The organism is Microcoleus sp. B13-B6 (assembly GCF_036705405.1).
Taxonomy (GTDB): Bacteria; Cyanobacteriota; Cyanobacteriia; order Cyanobacteriales; family Microcoleaceae; genus Microcoleus.
This window is the reverse complement of sequence record NZ_JAUBUJ010000001.1, coordinates 30783-51731: the sequence shown is the minus strand read 5'-3', so window position 1 is coordinate 51731 and position 20949 is coordinate 30783. Positions and strand designations below refer to the sequence as shown.

25 protein-coding genes and 1 pseudogene are annotated in these 20949 nt (G+C 45.3%); 17 read left to right on the top strand and 9 right to left on the bottom strand.

The window, feature by feature from the left end; all coding sequences use genetic code 11:
• On the top strand, window positions 1-330 hold a 330-nt coding region (locus QUB35_RS00255; RefSeq protein ID WP_333138239.1), incomplete at its 5' end, for a hypothetical protein.
• 433 nt (window positions 331-763) lie between these two features.
• Here QUB35_RS00255 and QUB35_RS00250 read toward each other — a convergent pair.
• The 4 genes from QUB35_RS00250 to QUB35_RS00235 all read right to left on the bottom strand — a co-directional run bounded on the left by QUB35_RS00250 (window position 764) and on the right by QUB35_RS00235 (window position 2187).
• Window positions 764-1174, bottom strand: coding sequence for a type II toxin-antitoxin system VapC family toxin (locus QUB35_RS00250; RefSeq protein WP_333138237.1), 411 nt, complete (start codon window positions 1172-1174; stop codon window positions 764-766).
• Entirely contained in the window at window positions 1165-1365 is a 201-nt protein-coding gene (locus tag QUB35_RS00245; protein ID WP_333138235.1) for a hypothetical protein, read from the bottom strand. The genes QUB35_RS00250 and QUB35_RS00245 overlap by 10 nt, the downstream gene beginning before the upstream one ends.
• A 179-nt stretch (window positions 1366-1544) precedes the next feature.
• Complete coding sequence (locus QUB35_RS00240) at window positions 1545-1880, bottom strand: DUF5615 family PIN-like protein (RefSeq protein WP_333138233.1); 336 nt, start codon at window positions 1878-1880, stop codon at window positions 1545-1547.
• A complete protein-coding gene (locus tag QUB35_RS00235) occupies window positions 1864-2187 on the bottom strand; it encodes a DUF433 domain-containing protein (protein ID WP_333138231.1) in 324 nt (107 codons plus the stop codon). Before QUB35_RS00235 ends, QUB35_RS00240 begins: the two co-directional genes overlap by 17 nt.
• A 301-nt stretch (window positions 2188-2488) precedes the next feature.
• Between QUB35_RS00235 and QUB35_RS00230 the strand changes: the two genes are divergently transcribed.
• From QUB35_RS00230 to QUB35_RS00195, 8 genes and pseudogenes are all read left to right on the top strand, one after another.
• On the top strand, window positions 2489-2794 hold the full coding sequence (locus QUB35_RS00230; protein WP_333138229.1) for a hypothetical protein: 306 nt from the start codon (window positions 2489-2491) through the stop codon (window positions 2792-2794).
• A gap of 16 nt (window positions 2795-2810) precedes the next feature.
• Entirely contained in the window at window positions 2811-3110 is a 300-nt protein-coding gene (locus tag QUB35_RS00225; RefSeq protein ID WP_333138227.1) for a hypothetical protein, read from the top strand.
• A 110-nt stretch (window positions 3111-3220) separates the two neighbouring features.
• Entirely contained in the window at window positions 3221-3517 is a 297-nt protein-coding gene (locus QUB35_RS00220) for a hypothetical protein (RefSeq protein ID WP_333138225.1), read from the top strand.
• Window positions 3518-3728: 211 nt separating this feature from the next.
• Window positions 3729-3911, top strand: a complete 183-nt coding sequence (locus QUB35_RS00215; RefSeq protein ID WP_333138223.1) for a hypothetical protein — start codon at window positions 3729-3731, stop codon at window positions 3909-3911.
• Between the two features lie 40 nt (window positions 3912-3951).
• Window positions 3952-4155 (top strand): hypothetical protein, encoded by a 204-nt coding sequence (locus QUB35_RS00210; protein WP_333138221.1) that lies wholly within the window; start codon window positions 3952-3954, stop codon window positions 4153-4155.
• Complete coding sequence (locus QUB35_RS00205) at window positions 4152-4424, top strand: type II toxin-antitoxin system RelE/ParE family toxin (RefSeq protein ID WP_333138219.1); 273 nt, start codon at window positions 4152-4154, stop codon at window positions 4422-4424. The genes QUB35_RS00210 and QUB35_RS00205 overlap by 4 nt, the downstream gene beginning before the upstream one ends.
• A gap of 92 nt (window positions 4425-4516) precedes the next feature.
• Window positions 4517-4699 (top strand): annotated as a pseudogene (locus QUB35_RS00200) (type II toxin-antitoxin system VapC family toxin); the annotation flags it as partial.
• A gap of 4 nt (window positions 4700-4703) precedes the next feature.
• A complete protein-coding gene (locus QUB35_RS00195; RefSeq protein WP_333108531.1) occupies window positions 4704-4883 on the top strand; it encodes a hypothetical protein in 180 nt (59 codons plus the stop codon).
• Window positions 4884-4934: 51 nt separating this feature from the next.
• On the opposite strand, the gene QUB35_RS00190 is transcribed toward QUB35_RS00195, so the two are convergent.
• The gene (locus QUB35_RS00190; protein WP_333108530.1) at window positions 4935-5951 is read right to left on the bottom strand and encodes an adenosine kinase; all 1017 of its coding nucleotides are present in this window, start codon (window positions 5949-5951) and stop codon (window positions 4935-4937) included.
• A 152-nt stretch (window positions 5952-6103) separates the two neighbouring features.
• Here QUB35_RS00190 and QUB35_RS00185 point away from each other — a divergent pair, with 152 nt between their 5' ends.
• The 4 genes from QUB35_RS00185 to QUB35_RS00170 all read left to right on the top strand — a co-directional run bounded on the left by QUB35_RS00185 (window position 6104) and on the right by QUB35_RS00170 (window position 9826).
• A complete protein-coding gene (locus tag QUB35_RS00185; protein WP_333108529.1) occupies window positions 6104-7663 on the top strand; it encodes an AAA family ATPase in 1560 nt (519 codons plus the stop codon).
• Window positions 7664-7749: 86 nt separating this feature from the next.
• On the top strand, window positions 7750-8076 hold the full coding sequence (locus tag QUB35_RS00180; RefSeq protein WP_333138216.1) for a hypothetical protein: 327 nt from the start codon (window positions 7750-7752) through the stop codon (window positions 8074-8076).
• A 267-nt stretch (window positions 8077-8343) separates the two neighbouring features.
• Window positions 8344-9138, top strand: coding sequence for a YdcF family protein (locus QUB35_RS00175; RefSeq protein ID WP_333108525.1), 795 nt, complete (start codon window positions 8344-8346; stop codon window positions 9136-9138).
• Between the two features lie 454 nt (window positions 9139-9592).
• A complete protein-coding gene (locus QUB35_RS00170) occupies window positions 9593-9826 on the top strand; it encodes a hypothetical protein (protein WP_242722513.1) in 234 nt (77 codons plus the stop codon).
• 284 nt (window positions 9827-10110) lie between these two features.
• On the opposite strand, the gene QUB35_RS00165 is transcribed toward QUB35_RS00170, so the two are convergent.
• Window positions 10111-10344: a ferredoxin-thioredoxin reductase variable chain gene (locus QUB35_RS00165; protein WP_333108522.1), complete on the bottom strand. Its 234-nt coding sequence runs from the start codon at window positions 10342-10344 to the stop codon at window positions 10111-10113.
• A 646-nt stretch (window positions 10345-10990) separates the two neighbouring features.
• Window positions 10991-13759, bottom strand: coding sequence for a DUF3536 domain-containing protein (locus tag QUB35_RS00160; protein ID WP_333138214.1), 2769 nt, complete (start codon window positions 13757-13759; stop codon window positions 10991-10993).
• Between the two features lie 548 nt (window positions 13760-14307).
• Between QUB35_RS00160 and QUB35_RS00155 the strand changes: the two genes are divergently transcribed.
• The 4 genes from QUB35_RS00155 to QUB35_RS00140 all read left to right on the top strand — a co-directional run bounded on the left by QUB35_RS00155 (window position 14308) and on the right by QUB35_RS00140 (window position 18730).
• A complete protein-coding gene (locus tag QUB35_RS00155) occupies window positions 14308-14595 on the top strand; it encodes a hypothetical protein (protein WP_333138212.1) in 288 nt (95 codons plus the stop codon).
• Between the two features lie 262 nt (window positions 14596-14857).
• Entirely contained in the window at window positions 14858-15292 is a 435-nt protein-coding gene (locus QUB35_RS00150; RefSeq protein WP_333138210.1) for a hypothetical protein, read from the top strand.
• 10 nt (window positions 15293-15302) lie between these two features.
• A complete protein-coding gene (locus QUB35_RS00145; RefSeq protein WP_333138209.1) occupies window positions 15303-17990 on the top strand; it encodes a ParA family protein in 2688 nt (895 codons plus the stop codon).
• 197 nt (window positions 17991-18187) lie between these two features.
• A complete protein-coding gene (locus QUB35_RS00140; RefSeq protein WP_333138208.1) occupies window positions 18188-18730 on the top strand; it encodes a hypothetical protein in 543 nt (180 codons plus the stop codon).
• 154 nt (window positions 18731-18884) lie between these two features.
• Here QUB35_RS00140 and QUB35_RS00135 read toward each other — a convergent pair whose 3' ends face one another.
• Both QUB35_RS00135 and QUB35_RS00130 read right to left on the bottom strand, forming a co-directional pair.
• Entirely contained in the window at window positions 18885-19697 is an 813-nt protein-coding gene (locus tag QUB35_RS00135; RefSeq protein WP_333138206.1) for an alpha/beta hydrolase, read from the bottom strand.
• A gap of 32 nt (window positions 19698-19729) precedes the next feature.
• The gene (locus tag QUB35_RS00130; protein WP_333138204.1) at window positions 19730-20929 is read right to left on the bottom strand and encodes an FAD-dependent monooxygenase; all 1200 of its coding nucleotides are present in this window, start codon (window positions 20927-20929) and stop codon (window positions 19730-19732) included.
• Window positions 20930-20949: the final 20 nt, after the last annotated feature.

Genomic DNA, 20949 nt, shown 5'->3' with positions numbered 1-20949 from the left:
GTGAGTGACTGGGCAGCAAGAAATGGCTACAGAGGAGGATACCCAAACTTCCATCAGGCTAATTACGGCAGAGGTGTTGTCTACGGTGCTGTTCTAATCAAACGTGAAGCAGCAGACTGGCGGGACATCCCAGCTAACGAGTTGGGAAATCCTAAAACCCCAGAAGAGCGGTTTCGGGCTGTGAGTGACTGGGCAGCAAGAAATGGCTACAGAGGAGGATACCCAAACTTCCATCAGGCTAATTACGGCAGAGGTGTCGTTTACGGTGCTGTTCTCATCAAACGTGAGGCAGCAGATGGGCGAGATATATCTGTTAATGAACTCAATTAGTGATTAATTCTTTCCGAGTTCATTACATACTCAGAAGTTGAAACTTAGTAGTCCAGCGATCGCCTTCTCATTTATCTAAAACCACTAAGAGCGATCGCCTTTATTTTAACGAAGTGCGATCGCCCTTAATCTCTCCCCATCCATCCACCTTAATCTGCGGTTGCTAAAAAGAGCGAGATCCCTTACGACAAAAAGTGCGATATCCCTTAATCCCTCCCCATCCATCCACCTTCATCTGCAGTTCAAAAAAGAGCGAGATCCCTTACGACAAAAAGTGCGCTCGCCCTTTCTCCCATCCACATCCATCCCCGTTCATCTGCTGTTCAAAAAAGAGCGATCGCCCTTAATTCAAAAAGTGCGATAGCCCTTCATCTGCGGTTGCTCAAAAAAGCGATCGCCCTTAACACAAAAAGTGCGATCGCCCTTCCCATACTCATGCTCTTGATTCGACGGTGGGGATAACTTGAATTAGCCCCGTGTGAAAGGCTGTGTCGTAGGTAATAACCGGCAAATTTTCGAGTTCAGCTTGTGCCATAATCATCCGGTCAAAGGGGTCGCGGTGGGCAATGGGCAGGCGGCCAGCGCGGAGGGCATGAGCTGAAGTTATAGCTAGTTCGATAAATTTGGCTCGGTGGAGGATTTGCGAATATTCCTCCACAATCTGTTTGGCTTCGGGAAGTTTACCGATGCGATATTTGGTGGCTATTTCCCAAGCGGAAACAGTGCTAACAATGATATTAAAATCGGGGTTGCGAACGATCTCGCGGCATTGGGCATTGAGTTTGGGGTCATCAAAGAGCCACCACAGCAGGATATGGGTGTCGATAAGGTAGCTTATTCCCATTTTTCCAGTTCCTCTTCTGGTAGGGGTTCAAAAAAAGCATCACCGAGTTCTCCCGTCAGTAAACCAGGGGTGCGGGGCTGTGGCTGTTCCCGTCCTAATCCGAGGCGAAAATAGTGAATCAAATCATAGATTTCTGCGAGTTTGTCTTCGGGGATGTCTTGTAATTCTTGAACGATTTTCTGAATTAGCATAAATCAAACTCTCTAATGGTTGCTGGTTAATCGATCGGGCTACAAGGGTTGCGGCTTTGTCTATTATGGCTCATTCTACAGGGGTCTAAGTCGGCGACGGGCGGCGGCGATCGCCCTTAATCCCTCCCCATCCATCCGCCTTCATCTTCGGTTCAAAAAAGAGCGATCGCCCTTCGCCCTCACAAATACTCTACCATTCCGACCATATCTTCCAGTGTGTAAATTTCATAGAGCAAAATCAAAGTTTCTATTACTTGTCCGATCGAACGACTCCCCTGTTTGAAATAAGCCACACCAGGATGATCCTTGCTCATACCAGCCATAACTAGAAAATCCCGATCCTGAGTGACAAGCACTCGCTGCTGTTGTTGAATAAACAACCACTGCTGCTCATCTATCTTAGTCCTTAATCCTGCTTCAACCGTTGTCGTCACATCAATACCATAGAGACGTAACGCCCTAGCAATGTCCCGATCGATATGCTCATCTAAATGAAACCTAATTCGCAGACTCACCTTTTAATTCCTTTATTTTTGCTTGTAACCTACCTGGATTTTGACGCATAAATTCATCCACAAAAGCATCATCTTCTGCCATTTCTCTGTCAATTGCTTGGCGATGATCGTAATAATAAGCCATAGCGTCATAAACTGCTGCTACAAGCAGATCGTATTTAGTGGCAATTTCTAAAAGAGAATAACCCATTTTTAGGTGCATCACCATCACATCTTGTACGGCGATTCTCGTCCCAGCAATCCGGGGTTTCCCGCCTCGTACTCCCGGTGTTCTTTCAATGTGTTCTACGCTTACTGTTGTTGTCATGATTTTTTATTAGGTATGATTCAAAAATAATACTATTATAGCCAAAACAGAGATTTTTACAAGCTCGCTCGCTTGGAATTTGGAATAATAGCGATCGCCCTTTCTTCCTTCCCCATCCATTCCCGTTCATCTGCGGTTGCTAAAAAGAGCGATCGCCCTTAACACAAAAAGTACGCGCGTGCGAAGCTATCCCGAAGGGAATCGCCCTTAAAATCAGAATAGACAAACAACATCTAATTTGTTATAATTGAGTAAAACTCAACCAACCGAGTTTTACCCAACTTTATAATAGCTGAAAGATATGTTTTGGATTCTGAAAAACTTAATCAGCACAGATCCACAAGGACACCTCAGTTTAAACCTCGAACCCAAGTCAACAGAGTATCGCGTTCTCGTCAACGAAGCCGGACAAATTTTATTAGACCCAATAACCAACATACCCGATCGCGAACAGTGGTTGTGGCAAAACCCCCAAGCATTAGCCGCCGTTAAGTGCGGCCTCGCGCAAGCAGCTAAAGGTGAAGTACATGATTTGGGTGACTTTTCTGAATATGCCGATCGGGATTTAAGCGTGATAAACCATCGTAAAATTAAATCACAGCAGTGAAAGCTAACTCGCATAAATGACCGACGAAACTCGACGAGAAATAGCGAGACGACTAGCTAGAGAACTAGAATCAAGGACTGTCATCTCACCCATAACACCCGGACAAGGCTTTCAAACTTTGGGTGAATTTAAAAGAACGATCGGGGTGGCAGGAGCGGGGTTAGCGTGGCATCATATAGTTGGGCAAACAACATCAAATTTACAGAGATTCGGGGCAGAAGCAATACACAATACAGGCAATCTCGTCCGGCTAGAACACGGTACTGGGTCAATTCATCAGGAAATTACCAATTTCTACAACTCCGTCCAACCTTAATTAACAGGTACGAATACTCTAACCGTGAGAGGGTGGCTCAGCACTCAATCTTTTGCAGAACAACAAGACTTTGGCATTAGAGTTATTATAGCTTTCGGAGGAACAGTTTAATGCTGACTCTAGATATCCAATCAATCCTCAATTCTATTCCCAATGAAATTAGCTGGCAAGACATCGTACAGTTTGAAAATCTAGACGCTCGTGTTAGCATTGCTAATGACCTTTGTGCTAACATTATTGGTGTCAATGAAAGTACGATCGAATTGTGTCCTAATGAAAATCCTCCCGATCGTTTAGAACAACTGGTTTGGTGGTGGGTTGTGCGTCCCGATTTAGGAGCGGCGATTGCCAAAGAAGCTCCTCAAGAACTCAAAAATATTATCAGTCAATACATTCTGCAAAATTGACAAAAACCAGCGCTCGTCTGTGGTTCAAAAAAGTACGCGCGTGCGAAGCTATCCCGAAGGGAATCGCCCTTACGGCAAAAAGTGCGTGAAGCGGAGCTATCCCGTAGGGAATCGCCCTTAAAATCCGAATAGACAAACAACATCTAATTTGTTATAATTAAGTAAAACTCAACCAACCGAGTTTTACCCAACTTTATAATAGCTGAAAGATATGTTTTGGATTCTGAAAAACTTAATCAGCACAGATCCACAAGGACACCTCAGTTTAAACCTCGAACCCAAGTCAACAGAGTATCGCGTTCTCGTCAACGAAGCCGGACAAATTTTATTAGACCCAATAACCAACATACCCGATCGCACTTCATCGGGTTCTGAGATATCGCTGTTAAAATAGAAGCATCATTCCCTCATAACTCATCTCACCATAAAAGTGTATGAAAATAGAAGACTATCCACTGGCTAAAGAATTGATATTCGATGCCGAAGGCAACATTAGTCAAGTTATTCTAGATTATACCGACTATCAGTATTTCCTAGAAGCGATCGAAGATAAAGGACTTCTCCAGGCTATGCGCGAAGTAAAAAATGAAAACCCGTTAAATTTACAGCAAGCACTTGGAGAACTGGAAAGTGAATGAAAGTCGAATATCTACCCAGTTTTTTGAAAGATTTAAAAGCTCTTAAAAGTACGCCTGTGTTTGAGCAAATCAAGGATTTTGCTTTTGCGGAAATTCCGAATAGTAATGATTTACAAACAATTGTTAACTTAAAAAAATTGAAAGGTGATGATAATGCGTATCGGCTTCGGGTTGGAGACTATCGAATAGGTTTTTATTTTGATGGCGAAACTCTTACTTTTGCCAGGGTGCTTCACCGGAAAGATATTTATCGCTACTTTCCACCATAAAGCTGTTTTTACTATGGCAGAATGTTTTGGGCAACTTGTCCTTGTCCTTTGAAGTAGTAAATTAATGTATTTGTATCCAAAATGTACATCTAAAAGCTGCTGCTGATGCGGTTCATATTGCGGCAGCTACCGTTTACGATTTAGATTACCTGCTAACATGGAACTGTAAGCATATCGCTAACGCTCAAATTCAGAGAAAACTTGCAGAAATTAGTTTGGATTTGGGATACCAATTACCGATCATTTGTACGCCTTACGAACTACTAGGAGGTTGAATTTATGTGGCAAGATGAGATCGTGGAGAAAATTCACCAAATTCGCGAACAACACGCTAAGTCATTCAATTACGACTTGGATGCTATGTTTGCAGATTGGCAGAAAAAGCAGGCTAAAAGTGGAAGACAAATTATCTCAAAATCACTCAATCCACGCACTCAGCCAACCTCTATTTGTGGTTAAAAAAAGAGCGATCGCCCTTAACACAAAAAGTGCGATCGCCCCTTTCAATTCCTAACCAGAAATCACCTCACTCAAAAGATGAGCCTGAGAACCCTCCAGACGCGGCCCATGAATCTGCACCACCCTAGAAGCCAAGAAATTGCCCCAGCGAGCCGCTTGTGTAGAACTTAAACCGTTAGTAATTCCAAACAAAACACCCCCCGCAAAAGCATCCCCAGCACCCACAGTATCGATCGCCTTTACCGGAAATCCAGCGACATCCACAATCTGTTTGTTCTCCACCACCATGCAGCCTTTATCCCCATTAGTGATAAAAGCCAAATCAGAAATCTCGCTCATTTTCCGAGCGCACTCTTCCAGAGATTCCTCCTTAAAAAAGCTGCGAACTTCATCAGCATTGCAAAAAATTACATCGCAATATTCCGAAACCACCTTGTGAAAATCATCAGCAAATCGATCGACTAAAAAGCCATCCGAAAAAGTAAAAGCCACCTTCACACCCAGACGCTTAGACTGTTCCATCGTCTCAATGCTAGCCTTTCTCGGATCGGGAGCATCCCAAAGATAGCCCTCAACATAACTGTACTTGCAGTGAGCCAGTCGATCGACATCAATATCAGTCGCAGCCAGAGTAGTAGAAACCCCCAGATTAGTACACATCGTGCGTTCCGCATCCGGCGTAGTCAGCACTACACAAGTACCCGTAGGCCCGTTCGACTCAGCAGCAGGATGCACATTAAAATCAATCCCCGCCGCCAGCAAATCTTGCCGATAAAATTCGCCGTTAGTATCCTTAGCAACCTTCCCCGAATAATACGCTTTACCGCCGCTCTGAGCCAAACCAATCATCGTATTTGCCGCCGAACCCCCCGATCGCATTTGCAGCGAATTGTGCTCTAAATCGTGCAAAATCCCCCCCTGCGTTTCGGAATTCATCAGCGTCATCCCGCCGCGATTCAGCCCGTGGCCGAGTACAAATTCATCTTCCACCAATGCTAGGATGTCTACAAGGGCATTGCCTACGCCAAACACATCCACGGAACCAGATTCTTGATTATTTTCTGTCATCGCTGCTTTTTTTTACACTAACTATCAACTCTATAATAAATCGGATTAAAGTCAACATCCCCACTCCCAATCTAAAGTCCCCAACTTAAAATCTAAAATTCACAATCCAAAATCCCCAATCTAAAATCTAAAATCCAAAATCTAAAATCGCTATGACTTGTCTCCCACCTCTGATTCAGCAAATGTTGCAGCCCGGTTTTTACCCGCACGGGGTGACTGAACCAGTGCAGCTAATTCAGACTCACGCTTCCTTTGTCCTGCTGACAGGAGATTATACTTACAAAATCAAGAAACCCGTCAATTTTGGCTTTTTAGACTATTCAACATTGGATAAAAGGCAGCATTTCTGCAAGGAAGAATTGCTAATGAACCGACGCACTGCACCGGAAATTTATCTACAAGTTTTGCCAATTGTTCAAATTGGAGATTTATTTCAATTGGGCAGCAACTTACCTGCTATAAATTCTGGCGAGATTGCTGTAGAATACGTGCTGAAAATGCGAGAATTTCCTCAAGATTCGCTGTTACTCAGTTTGTTGGAACGCGGACTGTTGACCGAGCAAGTTATGGCAGACTTAGGGAGGGAAGTTGCCAAGTTTCACAGCACGGCAATTAGTAATAGCTACATTCGCACATTTGGCGAAGTCAGCCAGATTCGGACAGCAATAGACAACAATTACCTGATTTCGCAAAAATATATCGGTGGGCCGCAGACTCAGACACAATATCAGGAAACTAAAGATTATACTGATACGTTTTTTGAGAAAAATCAAGAGTTATTTAATCTGCGGATTGCCAATAATAAAATTCGCGAGTGCCACGGAGATTTGCACTTGCGGAATATAGCATTCTGGCAAGATAAAATATTGCTATTCGACTGCATCGAATTTAACGAGCCTTTTCGCTTTGTTGATGTGATGTACGATGTCGCTTTTACAGTAATGGATTTGGAATCGCGCGGTCGCAGAGACTTAGGCAATGCTTTTCTCAATACTTACATCGAACAAACAGGGGATTGGGAAGGACTGCAACTGTTGCCTTTGTATTTGAGTCGTCAAGCTTATGTTAGAGCGAAAGTAACTTCGTTAATGTTGGACGATGCCGCTATTTCAACAGCCCACAAAGCAGAGATTTCACAGACAGCCGCTCATTACTATAAACTGGCTTGGCAATACACAAAACCGCGCCAGGGAAAGTTAACTTTGATGTCGGGTTTGTCGGGTTCTGGCAAGAGTACAGCGGCTCGATATTTGGCTCGCCGCACTGGGGCAATTCACATTCGATCCGATGCGGTTCGCAAACATTTAGGCGGAATTCCTTTAAATGAACGCGGAGGGCAAGATTTGTACTCGGATGAAATGACGACTCAGACTTATGGTAGATTGTTAGAGTTGGGGATAATTTTGGCTGACCGAGGTTGGGATGTGATTTTAGATGCAAAGTTCGATCGCCAAAACTGGAGAACGGATGCGATTAATCAGGCTCAATCCCACGGCTTACCCCTGCAAATCATTTACTGCACCGCACCAATTGAAGTATTGCGAGAACGACTGCAACAGCGCAGGGGCGATATTGCCGACGCGACAGCAGAACTATTGAGTTCGCAGGAAGCAGCTTTTGAACCTTGTACAGAATTAGAGCAAATTTCTGTAAACATTGTAGATACCGCGCAAGACTTAGAGGTACAATTAAACTTGATTTGTGGGGAGTAGTTGCAGATCGATCGCCCTTGCCAATTGGATTGTCTGCTAATATTGTAAATATCTTTCTTTGTTATTACAAACATAACTTGCAGCTTATGCCAAAATTTACCGGAGACTCCAAGGGGTTTAGCCCCGCGCTGATATGGTTTGTGTTGTTTACCGTTGGGTTTCGCTTAGTAGGATGTACGCTGCCCCTGAGTCTGGGCTTTGGTGTCATCGGTGGCGTGGCAGCAGGTTTAATTGTCGCTTGGTGGCACAACGAATTACTACTCAACCCGAATTTAAGTTCCAAGGAGAAAACCTCGGATGCTATCCTCAATAAAGAAGTAGTGGAAAGGGACGGTCATAAATATAGCAAAACCTCTAGGGGTGATGCTGCTACATTTTTTGGCTGGTTATCTGGACCAGAGGATCGTCGCTAGCTTTAGTCATTAGTCATTAGTCAGTAGTCAGTAGTCAACAGTTAACAGTCAACAGTTAACAGTTAACAGTCAACAGTCAACAGTCAACAGTCAACAGTCAACAGTCAACAGTCAACAGTCAACAGTCAACAGTCAACAGTCATTAGTCAACAGTCATTAGTCATTAGTCATTAGTCATTAGTTAACATTCACTAATGCCCTTCGTCCCAATACCCAATACTTCGGCTACACGATCGTACAATTTCCCCATGCCAAATTCCCAATTGAATGTTTGTATTTCTATCGAAACTCCTGCCGCTGTTTATTTATCCTTTGGGGTTGAGTTGCCTGTTAATGATGGCGGCTTTAATAACACTTTGGAAGCGTCCGAAATGGGCGGCGGCGCCAATTGCTGCGGCTCTAATTATTTTACTGCTCGGAAGTAGCGGTTGGATTTCAAAATCGTTAGTTCGATCGCTCGAATGGCAAAACTTACCAACCGCCGAACTCCCCCAAGCTGAAGCGATTATCGTCTTGGGTGGCGGTGTCAAAGCAGCTTTACCTCCCCGTCCTTGGGTAGAATTAGCGGAAGCGGGCGATCGCATAATCTATGGTTCCCGACTTTACAAGCAAGGCAAAGCTTCCCTGCTCATTCTCAGCGGCGGTAGAGTAGATTGGAAAGGTGGCGGGCCTCCTGAATCGGCAGACATGGCAGAAATTGCCCAAACAATGGGTGTACCGGCATCAGCAATTCTGCAAGACCCCGATTCACACAACACTTATCAAAATGCCGTCAACGTGCGGAAAATTTTAGATGGTAAAGGCATAAAAGGGCAGGTTTTGCTAGTGACATCGGCGATGCACATGACTCGATCGCTGTTAATTTTCCAGCGTCAGCGAATAAAAGCAATTGCCGCACCAACAGACTTTCAGATAACGCAGCAGGATATCGCAGCATCCCAAAGCAATTGGCAATCAGTCGCCTTGGATTTATTGCCGGACACCTATCAGTTAAACCAGTCAACTAAAGCTTTGAAAGAATACATCGGCTTAATCGTTTATCGTCTGCGGGGATGGCTTTAACAGAATTTTATATTTGGGATTTTGGATTTTAGATTGAAGAATTTAAGCTAATATCAAATCCGGTTGCATCCCAATTATAGGGGCGGGGCGGGTTTATACAGCATATTCCAGGTTGATGAAGTACAGTAGCCGCTAAATTTATATTGTGTGATTTTAATATGTAGGGTGCGTCGCTGCGACCTTTTAAATGGAACTTGCAGATTGTTGGTGGCGACGCACCTTACTTACTACAAGATTGTGTGTACCGCACATACATGGAATATGCTGTATAATTTGTCTATACTTATCAAATATCTGGGCGAAGCTGCCCCTACAAAACTTCATCAGATAAGATTCCAAATCAAACGGATACGATCTAAAATCTAAAATCTAAAATCTAAAATCCAAAATTGATTGAGTGTGTTAGCTTAAAGTCATTACAGCAAATATTAGCCACCGTCGCCCCCAAACAATCATGCTGCCCCACGAGTTGCAAAACATTGCCCCAGAACCGACTCCCGCGGCCGAAATTTTTCAGAGACACCAAATTGTCCGCGAGTTTTACGACGAAATTAAGTACCGTCAAGAACTAGAACTTCACTGCCAGTGGTATTACGCTACAGCCAAGCAGCATCAGCAGGAATTGCAGAAAATGCAGGGAGATTGGAATATTTTAGGTTGGTTCAGCCGCGGACGGTCGAAAAATTAAGCGTTAAATAAAAAAGATGGTTTGTAGTAAGGACTTTAGCCGCGCCGATCGACTAACACCCACAGAAAAAACTGAACTCCTCACTACAAACTCTACAACAGTTATATGACCCCCGCCCAAAAACGGATAATTGCTTTCCGACAGGAGTCGTTAGCCGCCCAAAATTTTAGATCCTAGTTCAAGCTTCCAGATTCATCTGTGGAGTAAATCTAAAATCTAAAATCTAAAATCGACTGACGGGATTTGATATTGTCTTTGGGCTCCGGCTTCAACTTTTGAGACAGCTAGACTTCCGAAGATATCAATTCGACCTCATCCTCTTTGAAGTGAGCTCGAAATTTTTTGTCAAATTGTACTAGAATCGGCCAATTAGCACTGACAGGTCGCCCATGCCATTCGTGAACGATCGCCACGACTTCTCCTTCCATACCCTTAATATCAAATGGTTGACTGCGATTTTCAGGGTGGTGGTAGACAACAACAGAGTTTTTAATGCAAACGCGATCGCCAACTTTCATAAGAAACATTCGGTATATGGGAAACTCAGTGGCTTCAGCCCTGAGAGGGAAACGACTCGGCGGTTTCAACCGCCTTGAATCCCCTTGCGGGGTTGGAGAGGTATGGTTGCCTCTCCGGTGAGGTATGGTTGCCTCAATCTCCTTTTCGGGGTAATGTTCGCTTCGCCAAGGTTATCGGGGCTTGTCACGCTTACAGCACTGTCGAGAGTGACTTTAAGACTGTTTAACTGTAAACAACAGAGCGGAAAACTAGCGTCGCATTTTCCGGTGTTATGACCCCAATAACGTAGTCAGTGAAGACTTAGGCTGGTCAATACAGCTTGCTTGATTCCTCTTACAAGCTCAGTGGCTTTAGCCCTGAGTTACTGACAGACTTATATTTAGTGTTCTCTCTTCAAAACTCTGCAAAGCCTACTGGTGCTTAACACTTGTACGCTTTGCCGCCAGTCTTCTTATCTTCCCACAAGTAGAGCGAAAACTTAAACAAAGTTGGCGGTTCCCTGTCGCTGCTTCGATCCCCAGCCACGATCCACGTCAGCCGAAATGTTGATGATTCTCGGTTGAACCCGTAGGCCCGATCGGGATTTAAACCCCGATCGGGCAGATTCTCAAGCGCGGGAATTGATTTCCTTGGCTAATCGAGAAACTATTTACTTAACTGATTTAACCAACACTCAACATCAACAGCCAAGGTTTGACCCAACTCCAGCAACTGCCGGATTGAAGACAAGTCCCAGCCGGCGCCGGAACCTGCAATCCCCAAGGCAACGGCAGCGACAACACTCTCGCCCTCGGAGGCATCTTGCAGTTGCAGCCAGCCCAAACACAGAGGCACAATTTGACTGTACAGAGAATCGAAATACAGTTCCTGCGATCGATCCAGACACAAACCCAAACTCAGCCGATCGCCCACCGCAATCAAACGCTCGATCGTGCGGATATCAGCTTCTAACTTGACAGGCGAGCGATCCTCCGCGCCCGATCCTGCTTGCAGCAGCCTGTCTAGCGATCGCCAAACCATCTTTTCCAAAATTTCCTTGACTTCGGGAACGTTCAACCGACAGCGGAGATGGCCGCTTTCAGTGGCGATCGCCTCAATTTCGGCCAGCAACGGTTCCACATCCTCCGTTTCCACTTCCAGGGCCTTAGCCGCCGTCAAACAGCGATGTCCCAAAGCCACCTCAGCAGCCACCTGCAACTCTACCGGCACCGGCAACTCGTCTCGGTGGAAAGCCATCATCACCCCGTAATTTTCGCGGTAAACCTGAGTGTAAAGCTGATCCAACCGAGTCAAATTTTCCTGACTCAGCAACTGCACGATCCGGTGGCGTTCCTCAGCGAATAAATCCCGCAAGCTAAAGGACTGATCCCCAAACAGCCGCACCATTTCCAGAATGGCGTGGGCCGCCGAAGCTTCTTGCATAACCCCAAACAACCGCTCTTTCAGCATAGTGTAAGATCGGCGGCTGCCAAAAGGCTGAATGCAGCAGTGGAAGTCCCAGCCGCCGAGGTGGAACGCAGCAAACACATAAACCTCTGTTTCCCGCGTAATTTCCGAGGTTAACTGCAATTGACCCACAGCCAGAGTCATCGAGCCCATGCGCTGAATTTGGAAATCTTCCTGCAGGGCCTGATAGCAGTAAACTCGCTGTTCGCGGGGATATTTGGCAAACAGAGAACTGATCGCGTAGTGGGCTGCCACTTGTCTGAGACTAATTTGGGCTGTCACCACAAGTTTGCGGTAAACTTCGGCCCCTGTTTGGAAATAGTCAACGTTGCTGGGTACGAGGGCTAGTTGAGCGACAAAATCCTTTTCTAGCTGCACGCCGGTAACTTCGCCCGCCAATTCCAGCGCCCGGGCCGCGTAGCGCAGAATTTGCACGCCTTCGGGCCGCGAGATTTCTTCAAAAAACCAGCCGCAGCTAGTGAACATTAACAGGGTGTGGCGCTGCATTTCCAGCAGTCGCAGGGCATCCACCTGTTCTCCGGCATCGAGGGGGCGCACTTGATGGCGTTGGAGGAAACTGTCAACGTTAGCGGGCGATCGATCCCGGATGACCTCAATATATTCATCTCTAGCTTTCCAGGGATCGCTCAACAGCTTGCGCCCTGCTTCTTCGTAAATCGGAATCAGTCGATCGCGCAGCCAATTGAGAGTATCCCGCAGAGGGCGGCGCCATTTTTGGTTCCACTCGCCACCACCACCGCAGCCGCAATCATCTTGCCAGCGATCGACCCCGTGAGAACAACTCCAGGCCGTCACCGGTTTGAGTTCCACTTCCCAAGCGCTCGGATTTTGACTTAAATAATGAGCAAAATTCGTCACCGTCCAGCCTCGACGGGGAAACTCTTCTGTGAAGGCGTAAGCGAGGCATTTTTCCGTACTGTGTTTGTGGTGGCCGAAAGTTTCGCCGTCCGTCGCCACGCAGATTAATTGAGCCGGTCGGTGGTCTCCCCGTACTGCTTGACCCAAGCGCCCCACCAAGTGGTGGCTGCTGCTGAGAACGTCGTTGAAGCCCATATCCCGCGAGATCGGGCCATCGTAGAAAAAGATATCGATGTAGGGAGTGTTGGCAGGTGGGGCTTCGGAATTTTGGAAGTGCCTGCGGCCAAAATGGTGAGTGCTCAGTGGCGAGAGTTGGTGGTCAGCCATCAATCGCATTTCCGGCTTCAAATAGCAGCGGTACGGGCGTGTCGGATCGATTTGACCCCCGCCGACTTCGTGCCATTCGGAATTTTGCCCATGTTCCCCTTCGTGGTTTTGCCCGATTAGCGGGCGGCAGCGTTCGGCTTGGGAGGGGGCTAAGACAATGAAGCGGATGCCTTCAGCGACTAAAACTTCGAGGGTGGCGTAGTCTACGGCGGTTTCGGCGAGCCACATTCCTTCGGGATCGCGATTGAACCGGGAGCGAAAATCTGCGATCCCCCAGCGAATTTGGGTGTATTTGTCTCGCTCGTTAGCCAGCGGCATGATGATGTGATTGTAGACTTGGGCGATCGCGTTGCCGTGACCGTTGAGACGCTGACAGCTTTTGCGATCGGCCTCCAGAATCCGCTGGTAGACTTCCGCGTCGTAGCGTTCGAGCCAGCTCATCAGGGTGGGCCCGATGTTGAAGCTCATATACTCGTAGTTGTTGACGATCCCCGTGACTTCGCCGCGATCGTTAAGTATGCGGGCAAAGGCGTTCGGGCGGTAGCACTCGATGTCAATGCGTTCGTTCCAGTCGTGGGCGGGAGAGGCGCTGGCTTGGCGTTCGATCGCGTCCAGGTAAGGGTTTTCCCGGGGTGGCTGGTAAAAGTGACCGTGAACCGTCACGCACACCCCAGTTGCTGCAGCCACACTGGTTTGGGTTGCAGCCGTTACGGTTGGCGAAGGCAAAGGCAGCACATCGGATTGAGTTGTAGACGAAATCATGCGATCGAATCCTCAAGTAGTTAAAGACAATAAAACCAGCCTAATTAGAAACTGAAACCTTACGCAGCAAGAGTTACAGCTAGGCATCGGTTAGGGCTAAATTTGGCAGACAAGTTTTGATACATTTGTAGTATTGCGAGCAAAGCATTCGTTCCAAGATGCCAACCGTCGATCCCTGGTTTTTTTGCCAATGCTTTGCTGTTGAAAGAGTTAAAAAATGTAGCTTTTGCTGCTTTTTGGCACTTGCGACCCATTTCGGGTTAGTGCTTGCAGCACTGCTCATTGAGAGTTTCATTTACCTTGCTGGATTGTAAAGTCTTATTCATTAAATAGCAACTTTTCGCCGGAAAGATTTAATTTTTGGCAATAAATCTTAGCGGTTGTGGATATCGGTTTAATGCCCGATGAATTTATAGAATAAGAGTATTGCCCGAGTTTCGCATCATACTTTAGGTGCTTTTTACCTAATTTCTGGAGAAGTTAGGTTGGTTGGGTTAGGGCGGGGCAGATTTGCTGCAAATGTACTTTCCAGAAGAGTTGTAACACTGGTGCGGAGTCAAAAGGCAAGAAAAAAGCAAAACGGTAAGTGTTATGTTTTAACTCCTGAGAGGTATGTGGGGGCGGAGGCGGAGGCATTGGAGGAGGAGGAGGAGGGTTTGGACGAGAAGATGCTGCATTTGACGGCGAAGGAGGGGTCTGCTGCACCCGGTTGCTGTACTCTTGCTATCGTCCTGCCGAAAGCTGATTGGGACGTTTTTGGGGCGATCGCAGACATTGCGGAGGAAAGTATCAGACTAATCCAGAAATTAGTTATACTGTATTATCTAATTCCCTGACTGTAAATACTGCAAGTCCCTACTGACGAAACAATGAAAACATCAAGCCATATCAACGATATTTTGCCAGCTCCATCTGACCTTTGTTTAAATAATAATTATTTTTTTATTCGCTCAACTTGTCATCCTAAAAATGATATAATTGACCCAATGAAGTAGCCAACTTGACTTTTTATGTCGCTGGCTCAATATCTAGGTAATCATCTAATAAAGGCGATATTTATTTGTTACAGCTACCAAGTTCACCAAACCTTTCGCAAACATGGAAGATTACCAAGCTGCTTTTTTAGAACGTCATATGGATACTGAAAAACTTTGTCACTCCGACAGAAAAGTAGCCGCCATGCACTTCGGAGGCATTACCATAGAATGTTTACTAAAAGCGATGATTTTAGCTTCCCTGCCCAAAAGTGCAAAGCGAGAATGGAAAACTGATTCTAACAATCCTAAACACACAATTACTAATCCGGGACATAGTTTTCAAGATGCTTTGAAGCGGCATAATAAGCTTCATGATAGAGTGCAAAAGTTTCCACAAGTAATGAAATGGCTTAACACAGTTGAAAATCCCAACAATCAACATTTTATAGATATGCGCTACTCTAGTAGTCAATCGGATGAGCCAAACTATAAGCAGTGGCTATCAGCATATAATAGTCTCATAGGTTGGTTACAGACGCAAGCTACTAAACTTTGAGGACACAGATATGCAGGAAACTTGGCAAGTATCACTTAAACGGGAGCTTACGGACATTTATGTACAGACTCCGCAGGAATGGACTGACATAAATATTTCAACTTCTGGACTTCTGAATTTAACGATTATAAGTGATCGCTTTAAAGAATTATCTTTCCCACAGCGAAAAGAGCAAGTGTATCGCATCCTTCATAAATTTAAAATATCCCCAGGTTTTATTTCTTTATATACAGTAGAAGAAGCAAGATCTTTGGATTTGTCAGCCCCCCAGCTTACAAATGGAAGTTCAGTACAAACTTGGCAAGATTTAGCTTTGTGGGCGGCAAATCCTCAAAATCAATCTCAATCCCCTCAACCTGAACCCCGCATTCCTCGAACAATAACATTCTACTCTTTTAAGGGAGGAGTCGGTAGAACCACTGCCTTAACCCATGTGGCTTGGATTTTGGCTATGCGCGGTCGAAAAGTTGTGGCTGTTGACTTAGATTTAGAAGCACCAGGTTTAAGTACAGCTTTTAGCTTAAAACCACTACCTGAATTCGGTATTGTAGATTATTTTTATGAACGATCCTATCTACCGGAAGAGTTAGAACCAAATGTTTTAATCACCAAGATATTTGGCGAAGTTACAATACCGGATGCTACAGGAAGACTCTTCATTGTTCCTGCGGGTTCTTTAAGTCTTGATTACATTTCTAAAGTTGATGATCTTCGAGCAACTACTATTCTTGATAATGGTGAAACTCTCTGGTCTATTTTTAGTCGAGAAATTCAAGAGCAGTTAAAACCAGACGTTATTTTAGTAGATTCGCGTACCGGAATTAATGAATGGGGTGCTTTATCTCTACTTCAAGCTGCTGATGAGGCAATTATTTTTTTGTTTCCGAACGAGCAAAATCGGCAAGGGATTGATCTTCTCCTAAAATCACTCAATTCTTTTGGCAAGCTATCAATCAACTTTGTGTTTTCACCTGTTCCTGATATCAGCAATAGTGGAACGGCTAAAGTTACAGAGGTTTGGCAGCTTTTACGCAAAGTCATTGAGGGCGAAATAGATCAAGATGAACTGAATGAAAATGGTGATGACTCAGATGAGTCTCAATCTGAAATAGCAGAACCATTAATTGTTCCTTACCTGCCATCAATTGCTCTAGCCGATAATCATCCTGTAACAGGTTTGTTGGATTACTACAATCGAATTGCTAACTTAATAGATGAAGAAACTATTCAAATTCGCTCACAGGAAATTCTAGCAGCAACAGATACAGAACAACGCTGGAAAATTATTGAAAGCCTTCAATTCCCAGCCTTAAATGCTGCTGATCCCAGCTCAAATCTTCTGGGTCTATTTCAGAAAACTCCTAATTTTGACAAATTTTTAGACGAAACAACTTGCCTCATTCGAGGTAGAAAAGGAACTGGGAAAACGGCTCTTTATTTACTTTTATTAGAACATGAGGATAAGGCTCGACAGCTAGCTCGTGGCCGATTAGATTCTGTAATCTTCCTCTCCGGTCATGGTGCATCCCAGACCAGTCGCCCAACACGCAGCGAATTTCAAATTATCCAGCGAAATTTAAAAGATAATGAGGGAACTTGGGAGGCATTTTGGCGAGCATACCTGATATTTCGAGTAGATCAAGAAAATTATTTAAAACTGCCGGAGAAAGGGAGTCAAAAACCTAAATTTGAAAGTCTACGCAACATATTGAAGGGACTGCCGGAAGAAAACTGGAAGGCTGAACATACTAAAGCCTTAATTGAATTATCAACTGATTCACAGTTGATACTTGTTTTGCCGGATGTCTTAGATATTCTGAACGAACAGCAACGGGAGAAAAATCAAACACTTTGGCTTTTATACGACGATTTAGATGAAGACTTCCCCGAAAGAGAGGGAGTTAGACAGCAAGCTTTAAGTGGTTTATTTCAACTTATTCAAGCTTGTGATGCCCGTCGCTTAACATCTATTCGCTTTAAAATATTTCTGCGAGAAGACATTTGGAATCGTTTGAACTTTGACAATAAAAGTCACTTCAATGGACGCGATCTCTTTTTGAAGTGGACAAGGGTAGATTTCTTGCGGTTAGCCCTTCGCCAAGCCACGCAAGCACGAGATTTTAAAGATTTAGTAGATCGTTCTTCACCTGTTGAAAATATTGATAATGCTAATGAAGAAACCTTAAACCGCGCCCTAGACTTATTGTGGGGAATACGTCGAAGAACAGGAAAAAAAGCTAAATATGTTTATAGATGGGTTTACGAACGTTTATCAGACTTAAATGGTACTGCCTTTCCCCGCAGCTTAAGTGCCTTGCTTCAAGGAGCAAAAGAGCATGAGCTAACTTACAAGGGACAAACATCAGTTAAGGCTCCTAGTGATCGTTTACTTCGGGGAGCATCTCTGGAAATTGGTTTAGAAAAGGCATCAGATGAACGTTGTGATGCAATTAAACAAGAATATCCTGACTTATGTCAATTTTTTGAAGCTTTAGAAGGTATTCCCGCTTTACCTAGCAGACAACTACTTGAGTACGCATGGGAGAAAAGCGCACAGGAAAGATATCCTGATTTTGATGAATTTGCCAGTTTTTTAACTGAAATTGGTCTGGCTAAATGGCGCCATAAAGAAAACCGTTACGGGTTTCCTGATATTTATGTGTATGGTTTCAAGATGATTCGTACAGGGACGAAGTAGTAAATTATGCTTGTGAATGAACTTATAGTTACTAACCCTCACCTTTTACAAAAAAACATTTTTAAAGAGGGATTGATTAAAATGTTCGCGATAATATTTTATTGACAAGTAGCTTCCAGTCATCTCAACATTTCAATTCACCACACAGTCGCCGCCCTTCAGTCAATTATGGAGGGAATGAGCCAAGGAGTCCAACCATGAAATTCACCGTAAAAGATCGCCAAACTCTCGAAACCATCGAGCTAAATCAACTGAGAAATTACTTACAAACTCACGGCTGGCATCAAGACCAACCTTTCTTAGATAATGCCACACTTTGGCACAAACCAACAGCCGACGGAGAAGAATTAGAAATATTGCTACCTAATCGGCAAAATCTCCGAGATTATGGAGCGCGTATCAGCCAAGCAATTCAAACCCTAGAAAACGCAGAAAATCGCCCTCAGATTGAAATTTTAAGCGAACTGCTTACCCGCATTCCCAACACGATAATTCAGGGAATTGTTATGCAAATTCACACCCCAAATACCCAAAAATTAAGTGGTGAAATTACTCTCATCGGCCTTGTAGTTGCCAAATTGCAAAAAATTCAAACTTCACTTGCAGACAAAGATTATATCCTGGCGATTAAAGCTTATCAAGAACGCTTACCGATTCTCTGTAGCGGTGACTTAATCAAAGACAACAACGCCTTCATCCTCAAAAACCCCCACAACTTAACTCTCGATGAATTGTGGTAAAACTAACAGATTTTGTCGAAATCTATAGCGGTTCTCAGGAAAGTAAGGTACTCTTCCAATGCCCAATGCCCAATGCCTAATGCCCAATGCCCAATGCCCAATGCCCAATGCCCAATGCCCAAGAACACCTCATGCTACTGAGAAAGGCTATATATTAAACACCTTCCAAACAGATATCAAGTTCCCTAGCAAAGGCTTCTGGCGCATCCAGCATCAGCCAGTGTCCAGTATCGGCGATCGTAGTTGTCGTCAGTGTGGGACGGAGGATGTGGAGGCTGAAGGGAAAATTGTTTGAGGGAGCAATAATGGCGTGGGCCCGTGTTCCAGGGGCTGCTAGGTAGCGATCGAGAGCATCCACTGCGTCAAAAGCAAACATCTCGCGATACATTCCAAACAGACAATCCTGTGGAGTCGCAGCCAACCAAGCGAGAATCCGATCGCGCGTATGGGCCCTGCTTCCTGTCAGTGCCTCGTTGAAGCTGGTTTCCACAGCAGCGCGCCAATCCTCCGTCTCCAGAGCCCTCTGGAAGGGGACGATCAGTTCGTACACCTCTGCAGGAACCTTGGTAAAGTCTCCAGGTGGGTCTGCCAGGATCAACTGCGCGATGCGGTGCGGTGCGGCTGCTGCTGTGGCGAGGGCAATACAAGCACCGAAACTGTGCCCGACGATCGCCACTCGATCGAGTCCCAGCCCATCCAGTACCGCGAAAACATCCGCTGCACAGGAGGCGGGCGCATAGTTGCCGTCCTCCGGCGGTGCAGAATCACCGTGTCCCCGCATATCAAGGGCGATCGCCCGTCGGGTACCGGCGACATGAGCAAGCTGGGCATCCCAGATGCTCGCAGAAACCGTCATACCGTGCACGAACACCACCGGCAGCGGTTCCGACTCCCCAGCGGTGACAGGGCGGCTGGCTTCGATGATGTGAATAGTGCCGATCGGTCCTTTGAGAGTTGTCGATCGCATACAATTTTCTCCTAATTTGGAATTTCCTCTTTTCACACAACCAATTTTACCTCTGTTACTCCTTGGCGCAATTCATACTGTCCTTTAACCCAAAATTGTTGAATTTGTTTACCCAAAAAGGGAGCAATTTGCATCATTAATAAACGTATAAATACATTGTTTCGCAGTTGTTCACCTTTCCACGCTTCTTGTGCTTGAAGTTGTTGGGCGCGAATAATTTCCGGTTCTCGTTCTGCCTGAATCCGCGATAATGCTAAGTCAATATCCTCGTAATTAGCCCCTGCTTTCAATAAAGGTACAAGGTGATTGGCGGCAACAATTACATCGCGTAACGCCATGTTAATTCCTTGAGCGCGAACCGGAGACATCGGATGTGCAGCATCCCCCAAAAGTATGATTCCTGGTCGATGCCAGCGCGGACAGCGACCAACCACAACAGATAATCGCATCGGAGATTCGATCGTATCCGCACAGTTGCGGAAATGTTCTGCCATCCACGCAGGCGATCGCGATGCGAAAGTTTCTGCCCAGTCTGTGTGTTTCCAATCGGTTTTGTCATCTGCCGATAGCACCCAAGCCAGATGAAGTTTTCCTGATTCTGCCCCATGAAAGACACTGAATCCGCTACCGCCATTCAGGATGGAATAAAATACATTATCCGCCACAAACCGAGGATGAGCGGCAAGTTTAAACCACAGAACATCTATACTATTCTGCTGTTTTACTAACTCTAATTCTGCACGCTGTCGTACAACCGAGTTTCTACCATCTGTACCAATCACAAGTGCAGCAGGAATCTCTCGCCCATCTCCTAGCTTTACACCCGCAATGCGATCGTTGCTGTACAGTAAATCTTTTACGGGAACACCTGAGATAAATTCAAACTCTGGATGCAACTGAGCTTCTGAAATTAGTGTTTCTAGCAAAGGCGGTTGCGATACCAGCGTACAAGGTCGATTTGACCCCATTGGCTCATCAACTCGAAATAGTTGCCGATCGCCCACAACGAACTCCCAGGCATCAATTTGTCGGTGTGGAACACCTTCTAGGATAGTGGATAAACCCATTTGGGCGATCGCATCCAATCCGCTGGGCATTAACCCTTCACCGCGAAACACTCGATACGAATCTTTTGCAGCCTCAACCAAGGTAACAGCAATACCTCGTTTCACCAGCAGTAAGGCAAGTGCCGCACCAGTTGGCCCCGCTCCGACAATTACAACTTGTGTCATTTGGTATTTTCCATTGCTTG

Excerpts from the sequence above, each read along its gene's own strand:
- QUB35_RS00150 (WP_333138210.1), top strand. The coding sequence starts at position 14,858 with ATGGAAGATTACCAAGCTGCTTTTTTAGAACGTCATATGGATACTGAA.
- QUB35_RS00235 (WP_333138231.1), bottom strand. The coding sequence starts at position 2,187 with ATGACAACAACAGTAAGCGTAGAACACATTGAAAGAACACCGGGAGTA.
- QUB35_RS00210 (WP_333138221.1), top strand. The coding sequence starts at position 3,952 with ATGAAAATAGAAGACTATCCACTGGCTAAAGAATTGATATTCGATGCC.
- QUB35_RS00230 (WP_333138229.1), top strand. The coding sequence starts at position 2,489 with ATGTTTTGGATTCTGAAAAACTTAATCAGCACAGATCCACAAGGACAC.
- QUB35_RS00205 (WP_333138219.1), top strand. The coding sequence starts at position 4,152 with ATGAAAGTCGAATATCTACCCAGTTTTTTGAAAGATTTAAAAGCTCTT.
- QUB35_RS00165 (WP_333108522.1), bottom strand. The coding sequence starts at position 10,344 with ATGAAAGTTGGCGATCGCGTTTGCATTAAAAACTCTGTTGTTGTCTAC.
- QUB35_RS00250 (WP_333138237.1), bottom strand. The coding sequence starts at position 1,174 with ATGGGAATAAGCTACCTTATCGACACCCATATCCTGCTGTGGTGGCTC.
- QUB35_RS00220 (WP_333138225.1), top strand. The coding sequence starts at position 3,221 with ATGCTGACTCTAGATATCCAATCAATCCTCAATTCTATTCCCAATGAA.
- QUB35_RS00195 (WP_333108531.1), top strand. The coding sequence starts at position 4,704 with ATGTGGCAAGATGAGATCGTGGAGAAAATTCACCAAATTCGCGAACAA.
- QUB35_RS00185 (WP_333108529.1), top strand. The coding sequence starts at position 6,104 with ATGACTTGTCTCCCACCTCTGATTCAGCAAATGTTGCAGCCCGGTTTT.
- QUB35_RS00145 (WP_333138209.1), top strand. The coding sequence starts at position 15,303 with ATGCAGGAAACTTGGCAAGTATCACTTAAACGGGAGCTTACGGACATT.
- QUB35_RS00170 (WP_242722513.1), top strand. The coding sequence starts at position 9,593 with ATGCTGCCCCACGAGTTGCAAAACATTGCCCCAGAACCGACTCCCGCG.
- QUB35_RS00130 (WP_333138204.1), bottom strand. The coding sequence starts at position 20,929 with ATGACACAAGTTGTAATTGTCGGAGCGGGGCCAACTGGTGCGGCACTT.
- QUB35_RS00140 (WP_333138208.1), top strand. The coding sequence starts at position 18,188 with ATGAAATTCACCGTAAAAGATCGCCAAACTCTCGAAACCATCGAGCTA.
- QUB35_RS00175 (WP_333108525.1), top strand. The coding sequence starts at position 8,344 with ATGTTTGTATTTCTATCGAAACTCCTGCCGCTGTTTATTTATCCTTTG.
- QUB35_RS00180 (WP_333138216.1), top strand. The coding sequence starts at position 7,750 with ATGCCAAAATTTACCGGAGACTCCAAGGGGTTTAGCCCCGCGCTGATA.
- QUB35_RS00225 (WP_333138227.1), top strand. The coding sequence starts at position 2,811 with ATGACCGACGAAACTCGACGAGAAATAGCGAGACGACTAGCTAGAGAA.
- QUB35_RS00190 (WP_333108530.1), bottom strand. The coding sequence starts at position 5,951 with ATGACAGAAAATAATCAAGAATCTGGTTCCGTGGATGTGTTTGGCGTA.
- QUB35_RS00135 (WP_333138206.1), bottom strand. The coding sequence starts at position 19,697 with ATGCGATCGACAACTCTCAAAGGACCGATCGGCACTATTCACATCATC.
- QUB35_RS00245 (WP_333138235.1), bottom strand. The coding sequence starts at position 1,365 with ATGCTAATTCAGAAAATCGTTCAAGAATTACAAGACATCCCCGAAGAC.
- QUB35_RS00160 (WP_333138214.1), bottom strand. The coding sequence starts at position 13,759 with ATGATTTCGTCTACAACTCAATCCGATGTGCTGCCTTTGCCTTCGCCA.
- QUB35_RS00215 (WP_333138223.1), top strand. The coding sequence starts at position 3,729 with ATGTTTTGGATTCTGAAAAACTTAATCAGCACAGATCCACAAGGACAC.